The organism is Chryseobacterium sp. c4a, assembly GCF_009900745.1.
Classification (GTDB): Bacteria; Bacteroidota; Bacteroidia; order Flavobacteriales; family Weeksellaceae; genus Chryseobacterium.
In genome coordinates this window covers 69,956-91,399 of record NZ_WXVU01000018.1, presented here as the reverse complement: position 1 = coordinate 91,399, position 21,444 = coordinate 69,956, and the positions used below count along the sequence as shown (strand labels likewise).

The window sequence follows — 21,444 nt, the reverse complement described above, 5'->3', positions numbered from 1 at the left end:
TTGTGTTAGTTTTTATTTTAAAACCATGAATAATAATGCCGCAATAACTGCTCCGATAATTGGCCCTATAACAGGAATCCAGGCATATCCCCAATCACTGCTTCCTTTTATCGGAAGAATAGCATGCATAATTCTTGGCGCAAGATCTCTGGCCGGATTGATGGCATAGCCGGTAGTACCTCCTAAAGAAAGCCCAATTACCCACACAAGAAATGTCACAGGAATAGCCCCTACGGAACCTAATCCTACTTTTGCATTAGGATCCGCCTGTACATTAATACTCGCACCCGAAATGTAAAAAATAACGAATACCAAAACAAATGTTCCGATAATTTCACTGATAAGGTTAGAGGAAACTTTTCTGATCGCAGGGCCGGTACTGAAACAAGCCAGTTTTGCCCCTTCATCTTCTGTAATGGCAAAATGATCCTTATGAAACAGCCAAACCAAAAAGGCTCCCAACATTCCTCCAATCATCTGAGCCGCGATATAAGACGGAACGAGATCCCAAGCAAATTTTCCTGCAGCAGCCAATCCAATGGTAACCGCTGGATTTAAGTGGGCTCCACTTACAGGGCCTGCAACAGTTACCCCTACAAAAACGGCTAATGCCCAGGCAGTGGTAATCACAATCCATCCGGAATTATTTCCTTTGGTATCCTTCAAGACAACATTGGCTACAACGCCGTTGCCTAACAAAATTAGAAGCATCGTCCCGATCACTTCTGCGATAAATGGAGTCATATGTGTATTTTTAAGGTCAGTGAATTAATCTTCAATCCAGCATTGAGCACGAGAAACAGCTTTGTTCCATGAATGAACCATAGCGTCTACTTTTTCCTTTTCCAATTGAGGGTGGAAATCTTTATCTACAATCCATTGTTCCTGGATCTCATCAATGTTTTTCCAGTATCCTACAGCAAGTCCTGCTAAATAAGCTGCACCTAGAGCTGTTGTTTCCAATGTTTTTGGTCTTGTAATTTTGAATCCGAAAAGATCAGATTGGATCTGCATGAGTAGGTTGCTTGCTGATGCTCCGCCATCTACTCTTAATTCAAGGCTTGCTCTTCCTGAATCTGCTTCCATAGATTTTACAATATCATATACCTGGAAAGCAATTCCTTCCAATGTGGCTCTTGCAATATGGGCATCTGTAGTACCGCGGGTAATTCCTACAATAGTTCCACGAGCATACTGATCCCAATGAGGAGCCCCTAGACCTGTAAGAGCAGGAACGAAATAAACACCACCATTATCTTCAACAGATGCTGCCAGATCATTCACTTCATCAGAAGAATGAATAAGTTTAAGGCCGTCTCTCAACCATTGAATGGCCGCGCCACCTACGAATACACTTCCTTCCAATGCGTAGTTAACCTCTCCATTGATTTTCCAGGCAACCGTTGTTAAAAGATTGTTCTTTGAAGAAACAGCTTCTTTCCCTGTATTCATTAATAAGAAACATCCTGTTCCGTAAGTGTTTTTTACCATTCCCGGAGAAGTACACATCTGTCCGAATAAAGCCGCCTGTTGATCTCCGGCAATTCCAGCAATTGGAATTTTGGTAGAGAATAGAGTAGTAGCAGTTTCACCGTATACTTCACTGCTTTGTTTTACTTCAGGAAGAATAGCTTTCGGGATGTTGAAGAGTGCTAATAAATCATTGTCCCATTCCAACGTATGAATATTCAGAAGCATTGTTCTGCTGGCATTCGAAACATCGGTGATAAACATTTTTCCACGGGTTAATTTCCATACTAGCCAGGTATCCACAGTTCCGAAACATAATTTTCCTGCTTCTGCTTTCTCTCTTGCTCCCTCTACATTGTCAAGGATCCATTTTAATTTGGTAGCAGAAAAGTAAGCATCCAGTACAAGGCCTGTTTTTTCTCTGATGGTTTCTGCATGTCCTTGTTCTTTCAGTTCATCACAGTATTTGGACGTTCTCCTATCTTGCCATACAATAGCATTATAAATAGGTTCCCCTGATTCCTTATCCCAAACTATAGTGGTTTCACGTTGGTTGGTAATTCCAATCGCGGCTACTTCCAATCCGGAAATACCAGCTTTGGCAATAATTTCTGCAGCAACGGAGATCTGTGATGACCAAATTTCGTTCGGATCATGTTCTACCCAACCTGGAGTCGGGAATATTTGTCTGAAATCTTTTTGAGATAGATATTTGATCTCTCCGCTATGGTTGAATAGAATCGCTCTGGAGGAAGTAGTTCCCTGATCCAAAGCGAGGATTAACTTTTCATTCATATGGTGATTAATTAAGGTTGATAACTTTAGGTGAATAAGGAGTTAATAAATATCCTTTGGCTAATTCGATGAATTCGTTTTCCTGTTGCTGAGCCCATTCTTCAGAATATCCTTTTTCTTCAGCAATGATTCTGGCTACATGGTGAGCACTGTCTATAGCAGCTCTAGCATCTAAGAATAAAAGTCGGGCTCTTCTTGCCAAAACATCTTCAATGGTTTCGGCCATTTCATTTCTTGCTGCCCACACAACTTCTGCTACAGTAAACGGATGGTCAGGATGTATTTTTTGTGAAAAACGCGGATTGCTTTCCTGTAAAGCTTTGATAGCAGGAATATCAGATCCGTATACATATAAATGATTGGTTCTGTCTACCTGCTCTGGTTTTACATTTCCATGAATAGACATATTTTCTGTTTTGGAAGTGGTATTGCCTAATTTGTGAACCTCCATTGCTTTATCAATAGTATCTTCAGCCATTTTACGGTAAGTAGTCCATTTTCCGCCAATAATGGATATTAATCCTGTATCAGATGCAATAACCTTGTGGCTTCGGGAAACTTCTTTTGTGCTTTTGCTTCCATCCTTTGGAGCTGCAAGAGGACGAAGTCCGGCAAAAACAGATTTTACATCTTCACGGGTTGGCTTTTTAGATAGATATTGTCTTGCCGTGTTTAGAACAAAACTGATTTCTTCCTCCAAAGCACGAGGTTCAAAGCTCTCACTTTCCAAAAGAGTATCTGTAGTTCCTACTAGAGCTCTGTCGTGCCAAGGCACTACAAATAAAACTCTTCCATCTGACGTTTTGGGAATCATGATCGCATCATCACTTTTCAGGAATGATTTATCCAGTACAAGGTGAATTCCCTGACTTGGTACCACCAGTTTACCATGTTTAGGATTATTCATATTAAGGATATCATTCGTGAAAACACCTGTTGCATTGATGACCACTTTAGCGTGAATTTGATATTGCTGTTTAGAAATTTGATCTTCAGCAACCACGCCAATTACTTTGTCCTTGTCATCTTTCAGAAGATTAACAACTTTTACGTAATTGACAGCACTTCCTCCTTTTTCAATGATAGTTTGAGTTAAGTTGACCGCAAGTCTTGCATCATCAAACTGGCCATCCTGGTAAACAACACCACTTGCTAAATGATTTTGTTCAATAGTAGGCAGCTTTTCAATGGTTTTTGATTTGCTGATATATTTCGTTTTCCCCAAACTTAATTTTCCGGCAAGGAAATCATAAACGGATAATCCTATTTTATAATAGATTCCGCCCCACCAGGTATAATTAGGAATAATGAAAGATTGATTTTTTACAATATGAGCTGCATTTTTGGCCAATAGACCTCTTTCCTTCAGTGCTTCTTTCACTAAACCTACATCTCCCTGTGCTAAATATCTTACTCCACCATGTACCAGTTTGGTACTTCTGCTGGAAGTTGCTTTCGCAAAATCGTGAGATTCAAGCAATAAAGTTTTGAATCCTCTGCTTACTGCGTCTAATGCTGAACCTAAACCACTGGCTCCTCCTCCTATGACAATAAAGTCCCATTCTTTTACATTGGTTAATTTACTGAGTTCTTCGTTTCGTTTCATAAATGTTTCGTTTATGTTTCGTTTTCAAATATATAAATTAAAAATGAAAGCAAAAAGAAAATAAATGAAATTTTAAATGTTAAAAAAAAACAGTAATTTTGAGCAAACGAATAAAATGGAAAAGCTAATTCCAAGACAGGATGAAATATTAAAAGAACTCGATGAAAAAGGACATGTTCTGGTTCAGGATCTGTGTGAAAAATTAAATGTTTCTTCAGTTACGATTCGAAAGGATTTGAATTATCTCGAAAGTTTAGGGCTTCTTTTTAGAAATCACGGAGGAGCAAGTAAGCAGGTAAGATATGCTTATGAAAAAAATGTAGGGGAAAAGGAAAATATTAATGTAGAAGCAAAGCAGGCTATTGCGAGAGCTGCACTTCCGTTGATTCAGGAAAATGATTGTATTATATTAGCATCTGGAACCACGATGCATTATCTTGCAAGAATGTTGATGAACTTCGGGCCACTTACCGTTTTGACTTCTTCATTAAGAGTAGCAATTGAACTTTGTAATAATCCTAATATAAATGTCATTCAATTGGGAGGTGAAGTGAGAAAGAGTTCCACATCAATTGTAGGATCTATTTCAGAAGGAATCCTTAAACAATTCTCTTGTAATAAACTTTTTCTGGGTGTAGATGGAATTGATCTTGAATTTGGGATCAGTACTTCCAATGCTGCAGAAGCTCATCTCAATCAGGTAATGATTGATTGTGCAGATAAAACAGTGGTTTTGGCAGATTCTTCAAAATTAAATAAAAAAGGTTTTGGTAAAATTGCCTCACTGGACCAGGTGGATTATTTGATTACAGATGACGGAATTGCTGTCGAAGATCAGATCCGGCTAGAGGAAATTGGGGTTAATGTGATGAAATAAATCGTGCTAATTCTTTAAAACCATATAATAATAGCTTACAATATAAAGCCCATGAGTGATCATGAGGCTTTTGTTTTTTTTATGTCTGGCTCTAATTACATTGTTTAATTTTCCTGCGAAGGAGAGATAGAATGTTTTTTATCTCCGTTTAAAAATAGAGGAGTAAAATTTTATACTGGAATTGTGAAATGTTTCATTATCCTTTAGTTATGGCATTTTTTTTGTTTCTAGCTGTTGGCCTTGAATGGTGAGGATGAGCAATGAGAGGGAAATGTGTTTTTTTTATGACAGATTCATTTTTGTAAACCGGTTGATTTTTCTGAAAATGATCTAAATGATTAAAAATCAAAATATTTTACTCAAAATATTTGTCGGTTACAAAATTATTCATAAATTTGCACACTCATTTTAGGAGCGTAGTGTGCCTATATCAAAAGTAGAAATCACTTCAGACTTCCGAAAAATGGAAAAAAATAAAGGATAAATTTTATTATAATATAAACAATGTCAGGTATTATTGGTAAAAAAATCGGTATGACGTCTTTGTTTAACGAAGAAGGAAAAAACATTCCTTGTACAGTTATTCAAGCTGGTCCATGCTCGATTTTACAGGTCAGAACCTTAGAAGTTGACGGTTATTCAGCTGTTCAATTAGGTTTCGATGACAAGAGTGAGAAGAACGTTGGTAAAGCGTTAGCTGGTCATTTTAAAAAGGCTGGTTCTGCTCCTAAAGCTAAATTAGTAGAATTCCATGATGGATTCACTGAAGCAAAAGTAGGAGAGGTAGTAAATGTTGATCTATTCATCGAAGGTGAGTATGTAGATGTAACAGGAACTTCAAAAGGTAAAGGTTTCCAAGGTGTTGTTAAAAGACACGGATTTGGAGGTGTAATGCAGGCAACTCATGGTCAGCACAACAGACTTAGAGCTCCAGGTTCTATCGGTGCTGGATCTGACCCTTCAAGAGTATTCAAAGGGATGAGAATGGCTGGAAGAATGGGAGGTAAGCAGGTAACTGTTCAAAACCTTCAAGTGTTAAAAGTTGATCAAGAACAAAATCTTTTAGTAGTAAAAGGTGCTGTTCCGGGAGCTAAAAATTCTTATGTAATTATCAGAAAATGGAACTAGTAGTATTAAATACATCAGGAAAAGAGACCGGAAGAAAAGTAACTCTAGACGAAACAGTATTCGGAATTGAGCCAAATCAGCACGCGGTTTACTTAGAAGTTAAACAGTACCTTGCTGCACAAAGACAAGGGACTCATAAAGCAAAAGAAAGAAGCGAAATTACTGCTTCTACTAAAAAGCTTAAGAAGCAAAAAGGATCTGGATCTGCTAGATATGGTGATATTAAATCTCCAACTTTCAGAGGTGGAGGTAGAGTATTTGGACCAAAACCAAGAGACTACAGATTCAAATTGAACAAAGCTCTTAAGAGATTAGCTAAGAAATCTGTTTTATCTCAGAAAATGAGAGACAACAGCATTAAAGTTTTAGAAGATGTGAGCTTTGCTGCTCCTAAGACTAAAGATTTCATCAATGTATTAAATGCATTGGAACTTAACGGTAAAAAATCTTTATTCGTTCTTCCTGAAGCTAACAAGAATGTGTATTTATCTTCAAGAAACTTACCTAAAACTAAAGTAATGAACTTCAACGAGATCAGTTCTTACGACTTAGTAAACGCTGGTGAGATCATTTTCTTCGAAGGTGCAGTTGAAAAATTCCAGGAAAATTTAAAGAAATAAGTCATGTCAGTTATTATTAAACCAGTTATTTCAGAAAAGGCTAACTACCTTACAGATTTAAGAGGTACTTATTCTTTCTTAGTTAACCCTAAGGCGAATAAGATCGAGATCAAAAAGGCTGTTGAAGCAGCTTACGGTGTAAAAGTAGCAGACGTTAACACAATGATTTATGCTCCGAAGGTTTCTTCAAAATACACTAAAAAAGGTCTTCAAGTAGGAAAGACAAATAAATTGAAAAAAGCGGTAATCAAACTTGCTGAAGGTGAGGTTATCGATATTTTTGCTGTAAATTAATTATTAATTATAAATAATAGTAATGTCTGTTAGAAAATTAAAACCTATCACCCCGGGACAGAGATTCAGAATTGTAAACAATTTTGAGGAAATTACTACCAACAAACCAGAGAAATCTCTAACAGTTGGTATTAAAAAGTCAGGTGGACGTAACCAAACAGGTAAAATGACCATGCGTTACACCGGAGGTGGACACAAAAAGAAATACAGAATTATTGACTTCAAAAGAAACAAAGCAAACGTTGAAGCAACTGTAAAATCTGTAGAATACGATCCAAACAGAACTGCATTTATCGCATTACTTGAGTATGCTGACGGAGAGAAGAGATATATCATCGCTCCAAACGGTATCAAAGTTGATCAGAAAGTAATTTCTGGTGAAAGCGTAGAACCAAATGTAGGTAACGCAATGAAGTTGAAAAACATTCCTTTAGGTACTGTTATTTCTTGTGTTGAAATGAAGCCTGGTCAAGGTGCAATTTTAGCAAGAAGTGCTGGTTCTTCAGCTCAATTAACTTCAAGAGACGGAAAATATGCAATCATCAAATTGCCTTCAGGAGAATCAAGAATGATCCTTACTGAATGTTATGCAATGATTGGATCAGTTTCCAACTCAGACCACCAATTAACTGTATCAGGTAAGGCTGGTAGAAGCAGATGGTTAGGTAGAAGACCAAGAACAAGAGCGGTTGTAATGAACCCGGTTGATCACCCAATGGGAGGTGGTGAAGGACGTTCTTCAGGAGGTCACCCAAGATCTAGAAACGGTAAACCAGCTAAAGGTTACAAAACTAGAAAGAAAAACAAAGTGTCTAACCGTTACATCGTATCTAAAAGAAAATAATTATGGCAAGATCACTTAAGAAAGGACCGTTCATTCATCATACTTTAGATAAGAAGGTTCAGGCAAATATAGAGTCTGGTAAGAAGACAGTTATCAAAACTTGGTCTAGAGCATCGATGATCTCTCCGGACTTCGTAGGACAAACTATTGCAGTACACAACGGGAAATCTTTTATCCCTGTATATGTTACAGAAAACATGGTTGGTCACAAGTTAGGCGAATTTTCTCCAACAAGATCTTTCAGAGGTCATGGTGGTAACAAAAACAAAGGAAGCAGATAATCATGGGATCAAGAAAACAAGATAGTTCAATCGCAAGAAAAGAAGCTAACAAAGACGTTGTAAAAGCTTCATTAAATAATTGCCCGTCTTCTCCAAGAAAAATGAGATTAGTTGCTGATATCATTAGAGGAGAGCAGGTAGATAAAGCTCTTTATATCCTAAAATATTCTAAGAAGGATGCATCTAACAAGTTAGAGAAATTACTTCTTTCTGCTATGGCAAACTGGCAGACTAAAAACGAAGGTGCGGATATTGAAGAAGCTAACCTTATCGTTAAAGAAATCTTCGTGGATAGCGCAAGACAATTGAAGAGACTAAGACCAGCTCCACAAGGTAGAGGGTATAGAATCAGAAAAAGATCTAACCACGTTACATTAATCTTAGGTAATAAAGAAAATTAATCAAGGTATGGGACAGAAGACAAATCCAATTGGTAATAGATTAGGTATCATCAGAGGATGGGATTCTAACTGGTTTGGTGGAAACGATTATGGAGACAGAATCGCTGAAGACTACAAAATCAGAAGATACCTTGAGGCTAGATTATCTAAAGGTGGTATTTCAAAAATCTATATTGAAAGAACACTTAAATTAGTAACAGTTACAATCACTACTGCTAGACCGGGACTTATCATCGGTAAAGGAGGTCAGGAAGTTGATAAATTGAAAGAAGAATTGAAGAAACTTACAGGTAAGGATATTCAAATCAACATCTTCGAAATCAAAAGACCTGAATTAGATGCTGTACTAGTTGCTGATAGTATTTCTAAGCAAATTGAAAACAGAATTTCTTATAGAAGAGCTGTTAAAATGGCGATGGCAAGTACTATGAGAATGGGTGCTGAAGGTATCAAAGTTCAAATCTCTGGTAGATTGAACGGAGCTGAAATGGCAAGATCAGAATCTTTCAAAGAAGGAAGAATTCCATTGTCAACTTTCAGAGCTGATATCGATTACCACTGGGCAGAAGCTCACACTACTTACGGTAGATTAGGAGTAAAAGTTTGGATCATGAAAGGTGAAGTTTACGGTAAAAGAGAACTTTCTCCACTAGTGGGACAACAGAAAAAAGGAGGTCAGTCAGACAGAGGAAACAGAGGAGGAGACAGAGACAACAGAAGACCTAGAAAAAACAACAACAATAACAATAATAATTAAAATTTTAGATTAGAAATTTTGAATTTTAAATTACCGTTACTTTTTTAAAATTAAAAAAAATCTAAAATCTAAAATCTAAAATCTAAAATTTAGAGATTATGTTACAACCAAAAAGAACCAAATTCCGTAGAGTTCACAAGATGAAGATGAAGGGGAATGCCCAAAGAGGTAGTCAACTTGCTTACGGAACTTTTGGGATCAAAGCAACTGAAGGTGCTTGGATCACTGCAAGACAAATTGAAGCTGCTCGTATTGCTGCGACAAGATATATGAAGAGAGAAGGTCAACTATGGATCAAAATCTTCCCAGATAAGCCAATTACTAAGAAACCAGCGGAAGTACGTATGGGTAAAGGTAAAGGTGCTGTTGAATACTGGGTAGCTGTAGTAAAGCCAGGTAAAATTATGTTCGAAGTAGGTGGAGTTCCTTACGAAGTTGCGAAAGAAGCTCTTAGACTTGCTGCACAAAAATTACCAGTAGTTACTAAATTCATCGTTGCTAACGATTTTGTTAAACCTCTTTAATCTTTGAATACAATGAAAAAAGCTGATATTAAAAATTTAAGCGCGGGTGATATTCAAGCTCAATTAACTGAAGCAAAAGCTCAATATTCTAAATTGAAATTGGCTCATGCAATCAGCCCAATTGAAAACCCGATTCAAATCAGAGATTTGAGAAAAACAATCGCTAGACTAAATACTGAGTTAACTAACAAACAATAATTTCATTTTACAATGGATAGAAATTTAAGAAAAGAAAGAATCGGAGTGGTTTCCAGCAATAAAATGGAAAAAACTATTGTTGTTAGTGAAACTACAAGAGTTAAGCACCCGATGTACGGTAAATTCGTTTTGAAAACGAAAAAATATACTGCACATGACGAGAACAACGAGTGCAACGAGGGGGATACAGTTTTAATTTCTGAAACTAGACCTTTGAGTAAGAGCAAGAGATGGAGATTAGTAAGAATCATTGAAAAAGCTAAGTAATAATGTTACAAACAGAATCAAGATTAAAAGTTGCTGATAACACAGGTGCTAAAGAAGTACTAGTTATTAGAGTTCTGGGAGGAACCAGAAGAAGATATGCTTCAGTTGGTGATAAAATCGTTGTTACGATCAAAGATTCTACACCATCAGGAAACGCAAAAAAAGGTCAGGTATCTAAAGCTGTAGTAGTAAGAACTAAAAAAGCAGTAAGAAGAAAAGATGGTTCATACATCAAATTCGACGACAATGCTTGTGTATTACTAAACGCAGCAGGAGAAATGAGAGGAACGCGTGTTTTCGGACCAGTTGCTCGTGAGTTGAGAGACAAAGAATATATGAAAATCATTTCATTAGCTCCTGAAGTACTTTAATTTTTAAAATTTTTTAAAGAAATGTCAAAGTTAAAAATAAAAAGAGGAGATAACGTAATCATTACTACTGGTAAGAAAGATATCAAAGGTAAGACTGGTGAAGTTATTGAAGTGATCAAGAAAGAAGGAAGAGACCCTAGAGTAGTTGTTGCAGGACTTAACATCATCAAAAAGCACGTTAAGCCTTCAGCTTCAAATCCTCAAGGAGGAATCGTTGAAAGAGAAGCTTCTATTCATATCTCAAACGTAGCTTTAGTTGGTAAAGACGGAAAAGCTATCAAAGTAGGTTACAAAATCGAAGGAGATAAGAAAGTAAGAATCAACAAAAAAACGGGTGAAACTTTATAATTTTAAATAACACATGGAATATATAGCAAGACCCAAAAAAGCATATAAAGAGACAATTGTTCCTGCAATGATGGAAGAATTCGGGTATAAGTCAGTAATGCAAGTACCTAAATTAGAGAAAATCGTTGTATCACAAGGTTTAGGTGATGCTACTGCAGACAAAAAAATCATTGATTATGCTGTAGAAGAGCTTACGAATATCACAGGTCAAAAAGCTGTTGGTACGATCTCTAAGAAAGACGAAGCTGCTTTCAAATTGAGAAAAGGTATGCCTGTAGGTGCGAAAGTTACCCTAAGAGGAAACCAAATGTATGAATTCTTAGACAGACTTACTGCTTCTGCTTTGCCTCGTATCAGAGATTTCTCTGGAATCAAAGCTGATGGTTTCGATGGTAGAGGTAACTACAACTTAGGTATTACTGAGCAGATTATCTTCCCTGAAATCGTAATTGACAAAGTGAAAAAAATCCAAGGGATGGACATCACTTTCGTTACTACTGCGAAAACAGATAAAGAAGCTAAAGCATTATTAACTCACTTCGGTTTACCATTTAAAAAGAACTAAGAAATGGCTAAAGAATCAATGAAAGCGCGTGAGCGCAAAAGAGAAGCACTAGTTGCTAAATACGCTGCTAAAAGACAAGCTCTTAAAGAAGCTGGTGATTACGAAGGACTTCAAAAATTGCCTAAAAATGCTTCTCCTGTAAGATTACACAACAGATGTAAATTAACAGGTAGACCAAGAGGATACATGAGAACGTTTGGTATTTCCAGAGTAACTTTCAGAGAAATGGCTAACAACGGTCTTATCCCAGGTGTAAGAAAAGCTAGCTGGTAATAATTACTAGATAAAAAATCGGGACAATTAAGTTGTCAAGATACTAAAGAATAAATATCAGACCGAAGATTTCTGACGTCTGATATTTTTCTCTTCAAGTCTTTTCAAAACTGATTGTTCTTTAACCAATAATTTATAAAAGAAAAATGGTAACAGATCCAATTTCAGATTTCCTAACAAGAGTAAGGAACGCACAAAGCGCAGGCCACAAAGTGGTGGAAATTCCTGCATCGAAAATCAAAAAGGAGATTACTAAGATCCTATTTGATCAAGGGTATATCTTAAACTACAAGTTTGAAGATAACGCTGTTCAAGGAGTGATCAAAATCGCTTTAAAGTACGATAAGCAAACTAACAAACCTGCTATTAAGTCTATCCAAAGAGCTTCTAGACCAGGTTTGAGACAGTACAAAGGTTCTACTGAACTTCCAAGAGTACTAAACGGTTTGGGTATTTCTATCATCTCTACTTCTAAAGGAGTAATGACTGACAAGAAAGCTAGAGAAGAGAAAGTAGGCGGTGAAGTAATCTGCTATGTTTATTAATTTTTAATCAGAGGAAAATGTCAAGAATTGGTAAAGCAATTATAACAATTCCAGCTGGAGTTACAATCACTGAAAACAACGGTGTAGTAACTGTAAAAGGAGCAAAAGGAGAACTTTCTCAGGAGCTTACAGCAGGAATTACTATAGAACAAAAAGATGGTGAACTGAACGTAAACAGACCATCTGATACTAAACAACACAAAGCGCTTCACGGTTTATACAGAGCGTTAATCAACAACATGATTGTTGGTGTTAGTGCAGGTTTCGAAAAGAAACTAGAACTAGTAGGGGTAGGATATAGAGCTTCTCACGCAGGTCAAAAACTTGAGCTAGCTTTAGGATTCTCTCACGGTATTGTACTAGAACTTCCAAGCGAAGTAAAAGTTGATACATTGACTGAAAAAGGTAAAAACCCAATTATTACTTTAACGTCTCACGATAACCAACTTCTAGGAATGGTTGCTGCAAAGATCAGATCTTTCAGAAAGCCTGAGCCATACAAAGGAAAAGGTGTAAGATTCGTAGGAGAAATTGTTAGACGTAAAGCTGGTAAATCTGCTTAATAAATTATAAGTATTATGGCATTAAGTAAATTAGAAAAAAGAATAAGAATTAAAAGAAGAGTAAGAGGAAAAATCTCTGGTTCTTCTGAATTGCCAAGATTATCTGTATACAAAAGTAATAAGGAAATTTACGCTCAGTTAATCGACGATAAAAACGGTACAACTTTAGCATCAGCTTCTTCAAGAGAGAAAGGTGTAGACGCTAAAGGTACTAAAACTGAAGTTTCTGCTGCTGTTGGTAAAGCTATCGCTGCTAAAGCTATCGCTGCAGGAATCGAAAGTATTGTATTTGACAGAAACGGTTTCGTATACCACGGTAGAGTAAAAGCTTTAGCTGATGGTGCGAGAGAAGGTGGACTTAAATTCTAATCATTAAATTTCGGAAAATATGTTAGGACTAGATAATATAGAAAGAGTAAAACCGGGAGGATTAGAATTAAAAGATCGTCTCGTAGCTGTTAACAGAGTAACAAAAGTAACTAAAGGAGGTAGAGCTTTCGGATTTTCTGCTATTGTTGTAGTAGGAAACGAAGAAGGAGTTATCGGTTTTGGTTTAGGAAAATCTAAAGAGGTTGCTTCTGCAATTGCTAAAGCAGTTGAAGACGCTAAGAAAAACCTTGTTAAAGTTCCAGTAATGAACCACACTATTCCTCACCAAACTACTGCTAGATACGGTGGTGCAGATATCTTCTTAAGACCTGCTTCTCACGGTACAGGACTTATTGCAGGTGGTGCGGTAAGAGCGGTATTGGAATCAGCTGGTATTCACGATATCCTTTCAAAATCTAAAGGATCTTCTAACCCTCACAACGTGGTGAAAGCTACTTTCAAAGCGTTATTGGATATCAGAAGACCTGAAGAAATTGCTAGAATGAGAGGTGTTTCTCTAAGTAAAGTGTTTAACGGTTAATAATTAAAACAATGGCAACAATTAAAGTAAAGCAAGTAAGAAGCGCTATTGGTAGAACAAAAACCCAAAAGAGAACGCTTGAAGCATTAGGATTAAAAAAACTTCACCAAGTTGTAGAGCACGAAGCTACTCCTTCTATCTTAGGAATGATCGCTGCTGTAGGTCACTTACTAGAAGTTCAAAAATAATTTTATAAAAGAGAAATTAAAATGAATTTAAATAATATACAACCTGCTGCAGGATCTACTTTCAACTCAAAAAGAATTGGTAGAGGTCAAGGTAGTGGAAAAGGAGGTACTTCAACAAAAGGACACAAAGGTCAGAAAGCTAGAGCTGGTTATTCTCAGAAAATCGGTTTCGAAGGTGGACAGATGCCTTTACAAAGAAGATTACCTAAATTCGGATTCAAAAACGTAAACAGAAAAGAGTTTAGAGGTGTGAACCTTGATACTATCCAAACTTTAATCGAGAACAAATCCATCACTGGAGATATCACGAAAGAGGTATTAGTAGCAAACGGTATCGTTTCTAAAAACGAATTAGTGAAAATTATGGGTAGAGGAGAATTGAAATCTGCGGTTTCAATCTCTGCTGATAAATTCACGAAATCTGCTGAAGAGCTTATTGCTAAAGCAGGTGGAAAAGCAATTACCTTATAATACTTACTAATGAAAGAATTTATACAAACACTTAAAAATATTTGGAGTCTTAAAGAATTGAGAGATAAAATTCTCTTCACTTTAGGTATTATCCTTGTGTATAGATTCGCATCTTATATCTCACTTCCGGCAATTAACCTTGCAGAGGTGGGAGATCTCTTAGAGCATTATAAAAATCAAGGCGGTAACAAGCAAGGAGCAGGTCTCCTTGGCTTGCTTTCGTCGTTTACGGGGGGAGCTTTCAGCCACGCTTCCGTAATGGCGTTAGGAATCATGCCTTACATTTCTGCTTCTATTATTGTTCAGTTGATGGGGATGGCTATTCCTTATCTTCAGAAGCTTCAGAAAGATGGAGAGTCAGGTAGAAATACATTGAACCAAATTACAAGATGGTTAACGATCGGGGTTTGTCTGGTACAGGCACCTTCTTACTTAACTTCTATTACTCAATTATTCTTACCATATGCTCAGTTCCAATCTGCATATTTTGTAGAACCAAATTCAATCATGTTCTGGTTACCAAGTATTGTTATTTTGGTAGGTGGTTCAGTGTTTGCAATGTGGTTAGGTGAAAAGATTACCGATAAGGGAATCGGAAATGGTATCTCTATCCTGATTATGGTGGGGATCCTTTCAAGATTACCTGAGGCATTCGTACAGGAGATGGCCGTGCAGAACGGAAAAGGAGGAATGGGATCTATCATGATCCTTATCGAAGTATTATTCTGGATGTTGGTAGTTCTTTTAGCAGTAATTTTATCAGTTGCTGTTAGAAAAATTCCTATTCAGTATGTAAGCAGAGCTCAAGCAAGAGGAGGTGTAAACAAGAATCTTATGCAGGGCGCAAGACAATGGATTCCATTGAAAGTAAATGCTGCTGGTGTAATGCCAATTATCTTTGCTCAGGCATTGATGTTCGTACCAGGATTATTAACAAAATTCGATGAGTCCAACACTTTTCTTGCAGGTTTCAAGAATGTTTTTAGCTGGCAGTACAATGTATTGTTTGCGCTATTAATTATTATCTTCTCGTTTTTCTATACTGCAATTACAATTCCGGTAAACCAAATGGCTGATGATCTTAAGAGAAATGGAGGTTTAGTACCGAAAGTAAGACCCGGAAAAGAGACAGCAGATTATTTAGATGATATTTTATCAAAAATTACCTTGCCAGGTGCAATTTTTTTATCTATCTTTGCAGTCCTTCCAGCAATTGTGCATGGAAGCTTTGTTCAGACAGATGCGTTTGCCCTGTTTTTCGGGGGAACATCACTATTGATTATGGTAGGTGTAATTTTAGATACAGTTCAACAGATTAATACATATCTGCTGAATCATCATTATGATGGCTTAATGCAATCTAAACTGTCTAGAACGACTGGATATTAATTTATGGCAAAACAAAAACATATTGAACAAGACGGCGTTATAACGGAAGCACTTTCGAACGCTCAGTTCCGCGTAGAACTTGAAAATGGGCATATTCTTATTGCTCATATTTCTGGTAAAATGCGAATGCACTATATTAAACTTTTACCTGGTGATAAGGTGAAACTAGAAATGTCTCCCTATGATTTAACAAAAGGGAGAATCACATTTAGATATTAAAACATTTAGCCAAATGGAATTCTCATTCCATTTGGCATTTGTAAAAAATAAATACTATCAAAATGAAAGTAAGAGCATCAATTAAAAAAAGAAGCGCTGATTGCAAAATCGTACGCAGAAAAGGTGTACTGTTCGTAATCAACAAGAAGAACCCAAAATTTAAACAAAGACAAGGTTAATTAAATTATGGCGAGAATTGCAGGTATTGATTTACCAAAAAACAAAAGAGGAGTTATCGGTTTAACTTACATCTACGGAGTTGGAAGAAGTACTTCTTCTGAAATCCTTAAAGCTGCCGGTATCAGCGAAGACAAAAAAGTCAACGAATGGAATGACGATGAATTGGCTGCCATCAGAACTTACATCCTAGAAAACGTAAAAGTTGAAGGAGAATTAAGATCTGAAGTGCAATTGAACATCAAGAGATTGATGGACATAGGATGCCAACGAGGAATACGTCACAGACTTGGATTACCTTTAAGAGGCCAGAGAACGAAAAACAACTCTAGAACCCGAAAAGGAAAGAGAAAAACTGTTGCTAACAAGAAAAAAGCTAGTAAATAATCGTTAGGAATTATGGCAAAACAAACTAAAGTAGTTAAGAAAAGAAAAGTAAAAGTTGAAGCTATTGGTGAAGCACATATTCAAGCTTCTTTCAATAACATCATCATTTCTTTAACAAATAAAAACGGAGAGGTTATCTCTTGGGCTTCTGCCGGTAAAATGGGTTTCAGAGGTTCTAAAAAGAATACTCCATTTGCTGCTCAGATGGCAGCTGAAAATTGCTCTGCTGTAGCTCACGAAGCTGGTTTAAGAAGAGTAAAGGTGTTTGTGAAAGGTCCAGGTGCAGGTAGAGAATCTGCAATCAGATCTATCCACAATTCAGGAATTGAAGTTTCAGAAATCGTTGACGTGACTCCTATGCCACACAACGGATGTAGACCACCAAAAAGAAGAAGAGTTTAATTTTTAGAATTTACCCATTATGGCAAGATATATTGGACCTAAAACTAAGATTGCTAGAAAGTTTGGTGCTGCAATCTACGGAGATGACAAAAACTTCGAAAAAAGAAAGAACCAACCGCCAGGACAACACGGTCCTAACAAAAGAAGAGGTGCTAAAAAATCAGAATACGCAGTTCAGTTAGCTGAAAAACAAAAAGCTAAATATACTTACGGTATCTTAGAAAGACAGTTTGCTAACTTATTTGAAAAAGCACACAGAAGCAAAGGAGTAACAGGGGAAGTTCTATTACAACTTTGTGAATCAAGATTGGATAACGTTGTTTACAGATTAGGTTTTGCTAAAACTAGATCTGGTGCAAGACAATTAGTTTCTCACAGACACATTACTGTGAACGGAGAGATTCTTAATATCCCTTCTTACTTGGTAAAAGCTGGTGATGTAATCGCTGTAAGAGAAAAGTCTAAGTCTCTTGAAGTTGTTACCAATGCATTGGCTTCTAAGTCAAACTATGAGTGGTTACAATTCAACGATGAGAAGAAAGAAGGTACCTTCATTTCTGCTCCTGAAAGAATCCAAATTCCGGAAGACATCAAGGAGAACCTTATCGTCGAACTTTACTCTAAATAATTTTTTAATCAAATTTTTGCTCAACCCAATAATATGGCAATTTTACAATTCATAAAACCCGATAAAGTAATTTTACTTAACTCTGATGAATTTAAAGGTCAATTTGAATTCAGACCTTTAGAACCAGGTTTCGGGCTTACAATCGGTAATGCTTTGAGAAGAGTGTTGCTTTCTTCTCTGGAAGGATACGCTATTTCATCTATCAAAATAGAAGGTGTAGAGCACGAATTTTCAACTATTCCAGGAGTAATCGAAGACGTTACCGAAATTATTCTTAACCTAAAGCAGGTAAGATTAAAAGCTTCAGCAGAAGGCCAGGCTAACGAGCAGGTTGTTGCTAAAGTTTCAGGTCAAACGATTATTACTGCTGGTGATTTAGGAAAATCGATCAACGGATTCGAGGTGTTAAACCCGGATTTAATGATTTGTAACCTAAACAGTGATGTAACTTTCGAAATTACTTTCAATATTGAAAAAGGTAGAGGATATGTTCCTTCAGAACAAAATAAGTCAAACAATGCACCTGTAGGTACTATTGCAATTGACTCTATTTTCACGCCGATCAAGAAAGTACAGTACAGCATTGAAAATTATCGTGTAGAGCAAAAAACAGACTACGAAAAACTTGTATTAGATATAGAAACTGACGGGTCTATCAGCCCTCAGAATGCTTTAACAGAAGCTTCTAAGATATTAATTTATCACTTCATGTTATTCTCTGATGAGAGAATCACGCTTGAAACTGAAGCTGTAAAAGCATCTATCCAATACGATGAAGAAACACTTCACACAAGACAACTTCTTAAGTCTAAATTAGCAGATATGGATCTTTCTGTAAGAGCCCTTAACTGTCTAAAAGCAGCTGAAGTAGAAACTCTTGGAGAACTTGTTTCTTACAGTAAGTCTGATTTGATGAAATTCAGAAATTTTGGTAAAAAATCTTTGACAGAACTAGAAGAATTAGTGCATTCAAAAGGTCTTAACTTCGGTTTCGACGTTGCAAAATATAAGTTAGACGCTGATAAATAATTAATAATGAGACACGGTAAAAAATTCAATCACTTAGGAAGAACAGCTTCTCACAGAAGTGCTTTACTTTCTAATATGGCTTGTTCTCTAATTGAGCATAAAAGAATCAACACTACTGTAGCTAAAGCTAAAGCTTTAAGAGTATATGTTGAGCCTCTATTAACAAAAGCAAAAGAAGATACTACACACAACAGAAGAGTAGTATTCTCTTACCTTCAAAATAAATTTGCGGTTGCTGAATTATTCAGAACTGTAGCTCCGAAAATCGCTGAAAGAAACGGTGGTTATACAAGAATCATCAAGACAGGATTCAGACCAGGTGATGCTGCTGATACTGCTCTTATCGAATTAGTAGATTTCAACGAGCTTTACAACCCGAATGCAGAGGAGAAAAAAGCTACAAGAAGAAGCAGAAGATCAACTGCTGCACCTAAAAAAGCTGAAGCTGTAGTAGCTGATGCACCTGCAGTAGAAAAAGTAGAAGAAGCTAAAGCTGACACTACTGAAGAAAAAACTGAAGAATAATAAGTTTATACTTCTAAAATATCTTAAAGGAGCTTGTGGTTTACTGCAAGCTCCTTTTGTTTAAAAACTATAACTATGAAAAAAATATTATCTTTTATTGCAGTATTATATTGCACCTTATTGTTTAGTCAGCTATTTCCTGCAGACTGGAAGCTTACTACACCATTCTTACAATCGGAGAAGGTGATAAAAATTGAAATTCTACCAGATGGAAGTTATCTGGTACAAAAGCATAATGAAGATGATGATTTATTAATTACTGAGAACGATGGTAAGACATGGAGAAGAATTAATATACGTAATAAAAGTGTAAGTGATTTTGCAATTCATAACAATAAAGGGTATGCTGTAATGGGATATGATTTAATCATTTCAGATCCAAAGTTTTCTACACCCGGTATTTCTCATCCATTACCTGTATATTTCGCCCAAGCAATGTTTGTTCTGAATGATAATACCATATTTATCAGTACTATTAATAGTAGAATTATGAAATCTACTGATGGTGGGGTTACATGGAATGTATATAGTGTACCTACTGGCTATGCCGCCAAAATTACAGGTCTATTTTTTACAGATGCAAATACAGGATACTGCGTGACTGAAGCAGCAGCAGGTAATAGCTTTATTTTTAAATCAACGGATGGAGGTCAGACTTGGGTTAAGGTAAGTGAATCTCCTGGTAGATTTTGGAAAGTTATTTTTAAAAATGCACTAAACGGTATTGCAACTCTTGATGATGGAACTACCCAATATACATTGGATGGTGGAAATACTTGGATGAGCACAAATATTCCCTTTCTAAAGGATATTAAGGTTTATAATAATGAATTCATTGCCGTTGGAACTCCAAACAAATTGTATAGAACAGCAACAGGAGAAGTATGGAATTCAAGTGTTATATATCCTACTTTATTCCACGTCTTTAATGCTCTGGCTTTAAACGGTGGGAAATTTCTAGTAGGTGGAGATAATGAAACGGGAGACGAGCTGCATCATTCAATTTTCAAGAGTACAGATCTTGTGAACTGGATTCCTGAAAAAACAAATTGGATTTATAGAGGAGGCTTAACATATAATTATGCCTATGCAAGTAAAAATCTAGCAACTGTAGGAGACTACGCATCAACAGATAAAGGAATGACATGGAAGTATATGCCTCCTAGTACACCCACTGGAGCTATTAGTATACTTCCTAACGGTAAAGGAATCGGATTGCGTAAATATGCCTATGAATTTTGGACAACACAAAATAATGGTTTAACATGGACTAGCCAGAGTATTTCCCGTGGTTTAACAGGAGCACTTGCAATGAAACCTAATGGTGATTTTGCAATGGCAACGAGAGGAGATAATGCAGATTATTATAAAGGTTATGTCACTATTTACAACGCAACCACAGGATGGTCAACTCCTTTTGAGGTAGGACGCTATGCGAGAATTATTAAATTTATGGATAACAATGTAGGATTTCTTGTTACCAGTGAAAAAATGATGAAAACAGTTGATGGTGGTATAACATGGAGTGTTATCAGTTTTCCCGGATATCTTGATAACATCAGAGATATTGTTTTTGGAGATAATTCAAGAATATATATAGGAGATTATTGCTCTGTAAATCTTGGTAACACGTGGTTTACACTTAATGGCTGGACAGGAGCATTTAAAGATTTTGAAATTTTTGAAGATGGTAGCGGATATGGAGTACAGGATGGTAATATTTTTAAAACAACAGATTACGGAGTGAACTGGCAAAAAATTTTTAGTACAAAAATATTGCCTGAAGTAAAATGGAATATAGATAAGTATGCCATTTATAAAGATTATATAATAGGAACTGGGAAGTCTGGATTTTATACATGGGATCTCGCAAATGGTACATTGACTACCGATGATCCTAAAATAGAAACCAACAATAAAATGAAGATCTACCCAAATCCTACCTCTTCAGTTTTGTTTTTTGATAGTAAAGAACAAATAAAGAATATTGTTGTTGTTGATATGGCTGGAAGAGTTTTCAAAAATATAGATTCTCCTAAAGAAACCTCAATAGATATTTCTGATCTTGCGAAAGGCAATTACTTTGTGAAAATCACTACTCATAATAAAACATACCTTGAAAAGGTAATTAAAAAATAAAATAAACCCCGTTCAGATTTCTGAACGGGGTTTGTTTTTATCATAAAAATAGTAATCAAAGTTTTTGTGTTTAAATTTAGACGAAACTTTAAAAATACAAATGTTTTATTCGTATTATTCATGATTGTGTTTTTATGTCCAATGGTGCTTATCGGGTGTAATTTTTATGTTATTTTTGAATAGCTGTTAATTATTTCAACTTAATTAAAAACAAATATTAAATAACACGACTGTGTGAATTAATTGTTTAATT

Annotated in this window: 33 protein-coding genes; 30 read left to right on the top strand and 3 right to left on the bottom strand. The window is 36.2% G+C overall.

All coding sequences use genetic code 11. From position 1 onward, the window contains the following. Nucleotides 1–12: 12 nt before the first annotated feature. Genes GTR01_RS20075 through GTR01_RS20065 form a run of 3 tightly spaced genes read right to left on the bottom strand, consistent with a single transcriptional unit; the run spans nucleotide 13 to nucleotide 3,871 of the window. A complete protein-coding gene (locus GTR01_RS20075; protein WP_160139510.1) occupies nucleotides 13–744 on the bottom strand; it encodes an MIP/aquaporin family protein in 732 nt (243 codons plus the stop codon). A gap of 24 nt (nucleotides 745–768) precedes the next feature. After that, nucleotides 769–2,265 carry a glycerol kinase GlpK gene (gene glpK, locus GTR01_RS20070; RefSeq protein WP_160139509.1) on the bottom strand — a complete coding sequence of 499 codons (1,497 nt, stop codon included), beginning with the start codon at nucleotides 2,263–2,265 and terminating at the stop codon, nucleotides 769–771. A gap of 7 nt (nucleotides 2,266–2,272) precedes the next feature. Then, complete coding sequence (locus GTR01_RS20065; protein WP_160139508.1) at nucleotides 2,273–3,871, bottom strand: glycerol-3-phosphate dehydrogenase/oxidase; 1,599 nt, start codon at nucleotides 3,869–3,871, stop codon at nucleotides 2,273–2,275. A 115-nt stretch (nucleotides 3,872–3,986) separates the two neighbouring features. Between GTR01_RS20065 and GTR01_RS20060 the strand changes: the two genes are divergently transcribed. From GTR01_RS20060 to GTR01_RS19915, 30 genes are all read left to right on the top strand, one after another. Continuing rightward, nucleotides 3,987–4,748 (top strand): DeoR/GlpR family DNA-binding transcription regulator, encoded by a 762-nt coding sequence (locus GTR01_RS20060; RefSeq protein WP_160139507.1) that lies wholly within the window; start codon nucleotides 3,987–3,989, stop codon nucleotides 4,746–4,748. Nucleotides 4,749–5,252: 504 nt separating this feature from the next. Continuing rightward, nucleotides 5,253–5,876 carry a 50S ribosomal protein L3 gene (rplC, locus tag GTR01_RS20055; protein WP_160139506.1) on the top strand — a complete coding sequence of 208 codons (624 nt, stop codon included), beginning with the start codon at nucleotides 5,253–5,255 and terminating at the stop codon, nucleotides 5,874–5,876. Then, nucleotides 5,867–6,496 (top strand): 50S ribosomal protein L4, encoded by a 630-nt coding sequence (rplD, locus tag GTR01_RS20050; protein WP_047422406.1) that lies wholly within the window; start codon nucleotides 5,867–5,869, stop codon nucleotides 6,494–6,496. Before rplC ends, rplD begins: the two co-directional genes overlap by 10 nt. 3 nt (nucleotides 6,497–6,499) lie before the next feature. Continuing rightward, on the top strand, nucleotides 6,500–6,790 hold the full coding sequence (gene rplW / locus GTR01_RS20045; RefSeq protein WP_045491154.1) for a 50S ribosomal protein L23: 291 nt from the start codon (nucleotides 6,500–6,502) through the stop codon (nucleotides 6,788–6,790). A 22-nt stretch (nucleotides 6,791–6,812) separates the two neighbouring features. After that, a complete protein-coding gene (rplB, locus tag GTR01_RS20040) occupies nucleotides 6,813–7,634 on the top strand; it encodes a 50S ribosomal protein L2 (RefSeq protein ID WP_047422407.1) in 822 nt (273 codons plus the stop codon). Between the two features lie 2 nt (nucleotides 7,635–7,636). Then, nucleotides 7,637–7,915: a 30S ribosomal protein S19 gene (gene rpsS / locus GTR01_RS20035; protein ID WP_002983209.1), complete on the top strand. Its 279-nt coding sequence runs from the start codon at nucleotides 7,637–7,639 to the stop codon at nucleotides 7,913–7,915. Between the two features lie 2 nt (nucleotides 7,916–7,917). Further along, a complete protein-coding gene (gene rplV, locus GTR01_RS20030) occupies nucleotides 7,918–8,316 on the top strand; it encodes a 50S ribosomal protein L22 (RefSeq protein WP_047096818.1) in 399 nt (132 codons plus the stop codon). A gap of 7 nt (nucleotides 8,317–8,323) precedes the next feature. Then, nucleotides 8,324–9,073, top strand: coding sequence for a 30S ribosomal protein S3 (gene rpsC, locus GTR01_RS20025; RefSeq protein WP_034694675.1), 750 nt, complete (start codon nucleotides 8,324–8,326; stop codon nucleotides 9,071–9,073). Nucleotides 9,074–9,171: 98 nt separating this feature from the next. After that, the gene (gene rplP / locus GTR01_RS20020) at nucleotides 9,172–9,597 is read left to right on the top strand and encodes a 50S ribosomal protein L16 (RefSeq protein WP_002983219.1); all 426 of its coding nucleotides are present in this window, start codon (nucleotides 9,172–9,174) and stop codon (nucleotides 9,595–9,597) included. Between the two features lie 12 nt (nucleotides 9,598–9,609). Further along, the gene (rpmC, locus tag GTR01_RS20015) at nucleotides 9,610–9,795 is read left to right on the top strand and encodes a 50S ribosomal protein L29 (protein ID WP_027381309.1); all 186 of its coding nucleotides are present in this window, start codon (nucleotides 9,610–9,612) and stop codon (nucleotides 9,793–9,795) included. A gap of 12 nt (nucleotides 9,796–9,807) precedes the next feature. Further along, nucleotides 9,808–10,062 (top strand): 30S ribosomal protein S17, encoded by a 255-nt coding sequence (gene rpsQ, locus GTR01_RS20010; RefSeq protein WP_034678021.1) that lies wholly within the window; start codon nucleotides 9,808–9,810, stop codon nucleotides 10,060–10,062. Nucleotides 10,063–10,064: 2 nt separating this feature from the next. Then, complete coding sequence (gene rplN / locus GTR01_RS20005) at nucleotides 10,065–10,433, top strand: 50S ribosomal protein L14 (protein ID WP_002983226.1); 369 nt, start codon at nucleotides 10,065–10,067, stop codon at nucleotides 10,431–10,433. Between the two features lie 21 nt (nucleotides 10,434–10,454). Then, nucleotides 10,455–10,781 carry a 50S ribosomal protein L24 gene (gene rplX / locus GTR01_RS20000; protein WP_002983229.1) on the top strand — a complete coding sequence of 109 codons (327 nt, stop codon included), beginning with the start codon at nucleotides 10,455–10,457 and terminating at the stop codon, nucleotides 10,779–10,781. Nucleotides 10,782–10,794: 13 nt separating this feature from the next. Beyond that, nucleotides 10,795–11,346: a 50S ribosomal protein L5 gene (gene rplE / locus GTR01_RS19995; protein ID WP_034694682.1), complete on the top strand. Its 552-nt coding sequence runs from the start codon at nucleotides 10,795–10,797 to the stop codon at nucleotides 11,344–11,346. A 3-nt stretch (nucleotides 11,347–11,349) separates the two neighbouring features. Then, a complete protein-coding gene (gene rpsN / locus GTR01_RS19990) occupies nucleotides 11,350–11,619 on the top strand; it encodes a 30S ribosomal protein S14 (protein ID WP_002983233.1) in 270 nt (89 codons plus the stop codon). A gap of 146 nt (nucleotides 11,620–11,765) precedes the next feature. Continuing rightward, entirely contained in the window at nucleotides 11,766–12,164 is a 399-nt protein-coding gene (gene rpsH / locus GTR01_RS19985; RefSeq protein WP_034694686.1) for a 30S ribosomal protein S8, read from the top strand. A 17-nt stretch (nucleotides 12,165–12,181) separates the two neighbouring features. After that, nucleotides 12,182–12,727: a 50S ribosomal protein L6 gene (rplF, locus tag GTR01_RS19980; protein WP_160139505.1), complete on the top strand. Its 546-nt coding sequence runs from the start codon at nucleotides 12,182–12,184 to the stop codon at nucleotides 12,725–12,727. Nucleotides 12,728–12,742: 15 nt separating this feature from the next. Beyond that, the gene (gene rplR, locus GTR01_RS19975) at nucleotides 12,743–13,096 is read left to right on the top strand and encodes a 50S ribosomal protein L18 (protein WP_027371711.1); all 354 of its coding nucleotides are present in this window, start codon (nucleotides 12,743–12,745) and stop codon (nucleotides 13,094–13,096) included. Between the two features lie 19 nt (nucleotides 13,097–13,115). Next, nucleotides 13,116–13,637 (top strand): 30S ribosomal protein S5, encoded by a 522-nt coding sequence (gene rpsE, locus GTR01_RS19970; protein ID WP_042721505.1) that lies wholly within the window; start codon nucleotides 13,116–13,118, stop codon nucleotides 13,635–13,637. An 11-nt stretch (nucleotides 13,638–13,648) separates the two neighbouring features. Continuing rightward, a complete protein-coding gene (gene rpmD / locus GTR01_RS19965) occupies nucleotides 13,649–13,825 on the top strand; it encodes a 50S ribosomal protein L30 (RefSeq protein WP_027371710.1) in 177 nt (58 codons plus the stop codon). 21 nt (nucleotides 13,826–13,846) lie between these two features. After that, on the top strand, nucleotides 13,847–14,296 hold the full coding sequence (gene rplO / locus GTR01_RS19960; RefSeq protein WP_034694692.1) for a 50S ribosomal protein L15: 450 nt from the start codon (nucleotides 13,847–13,849) through the stop codon (nucleotides 14,294–14,296). A gap of 9 nt (nucleotides 14,297–14,305) precedes the next feature. After that, nucleotides 14,306–15,685, top strand: a complete 1,380-nt coding sequence (gene secY / locus GTR01_RS19955; RefSeq protein WP_045491124.1) for a preprotein translocase subunit SecY — start codon at nucleotides 14,306–14,308, stop codon at nucleotides 15,683–15,685. 3 nt (nucleotides 15,686–15,688) lie between these two features. Next, a complete protein-coding gene (gene infA / locus GTR01_RS19950; RefSeq protein ID WP_034684855.1) occupies nucleotides 15,689–15,904 on the top strand; it encodes a translation initiation factor IF-1 in 216 nt (71 codons plus the stop codon). A 62-nt stretch (nucleotides 15,905–15,966) separates the two neighbouring features. Beyond that, nucleotides 15,967–16,083 carry a 50S ribosomal protein L36 gene (rpmJ, locus tag GTR01_RS19945; RefSeq protein ID WP_007839480.1) on the top strand — a complete coding sequence of 39 codons (117 nt, stop codon included), beginning with the start codon at nucleotides 15,967–15,969 and terminating at the stop codon, nucleotides 16,081–16,083. A gap of 7 nt (nucleotides 16,084–16,090) precedes the next feature. Next, nucleotides 16,091–16,468 (top strand): 30S ribosomal protein S13, encoded by a 378-nt coding sequence (gene rpsM, locus GTR01_RS19940; protein ID WP_034694696.1) that lies wholly within the window; start codon nucleotides 16,091–16,093, stop codon nucleotides 16,466–16,468. Nucleotides 16,469–16,480: 12 nt separating this feature from the next. Beyond that, nucleotides 16,481–16,870 carry a 30S ribosomal protein S11 gene (gene rpsK, locus GTR01_RS19935; RefSeq protein WP_034694697.1) on the top strand — a complete coding sequence of 130 codons (390 nt, stop codon included), beginning with the start codon at nucleotides 16,481–16,483 and terminating at the stop codon, nucleotides 16,868–16,870. A 19-nt stretch (nucleotides 16,871–16,889) separates the two neighbouring features. After that, on the top strand, nucleotides 16,890–17,498 hold the full coding sequence (gene rpsD, locus GTR01_RS19930) for a 30S ribosomal protein S4 (protein ID WP_045491111.1): 609 nt from the start codon (nucleotides 16,890–16,892) through the stop codon (nucleotides 17,496–17,498). Nucleotides 17,499–17,531: 33 nt separating this feature from the next. Next, nucleotides 17,532–18,527, top strand: coding sequence for a DNA-directed RNA polymerase subunit alpha (locus GTR01_RS19925; RefSeq protein WP_160139504.1), 996 nt, complete (start codon nucleotides 17,532–17,534; stop codon nucleotides 18,525–18,527). 6 nt (nucleotides 18,528–18,533) lie between these two features. Then, nucleotides 18,534–19,052: a 50S ribosomal protein L17 gene (gene rplQ, locus GTR01_RS19920; RefSeq protein ID WP_160139503.1), complete on the top strand. Its 519-nt coding sequence runs from the start codon at nucleotides 18,534–18,536 to the stop codon at nucleotides 19,050–19,052. A 75-nt stretch (nucleotides 19,053–19,127) separates the two neighbouring features. Next, nucleotides 19,128–21,191 (top strand): T9SS type A sorting domain-containing protein, encoded by a 2,064-nt coding sequence (locus GTR01_RS19915; RefSeq protein ID WP_160139502.1) that lies wholly within the window; start codon nucleotides 19,128–19,130, stop codon nucleotides 21,189–21,191. Nucleotides 21,192–21,444: the final 253 nt, after the last annotated feature.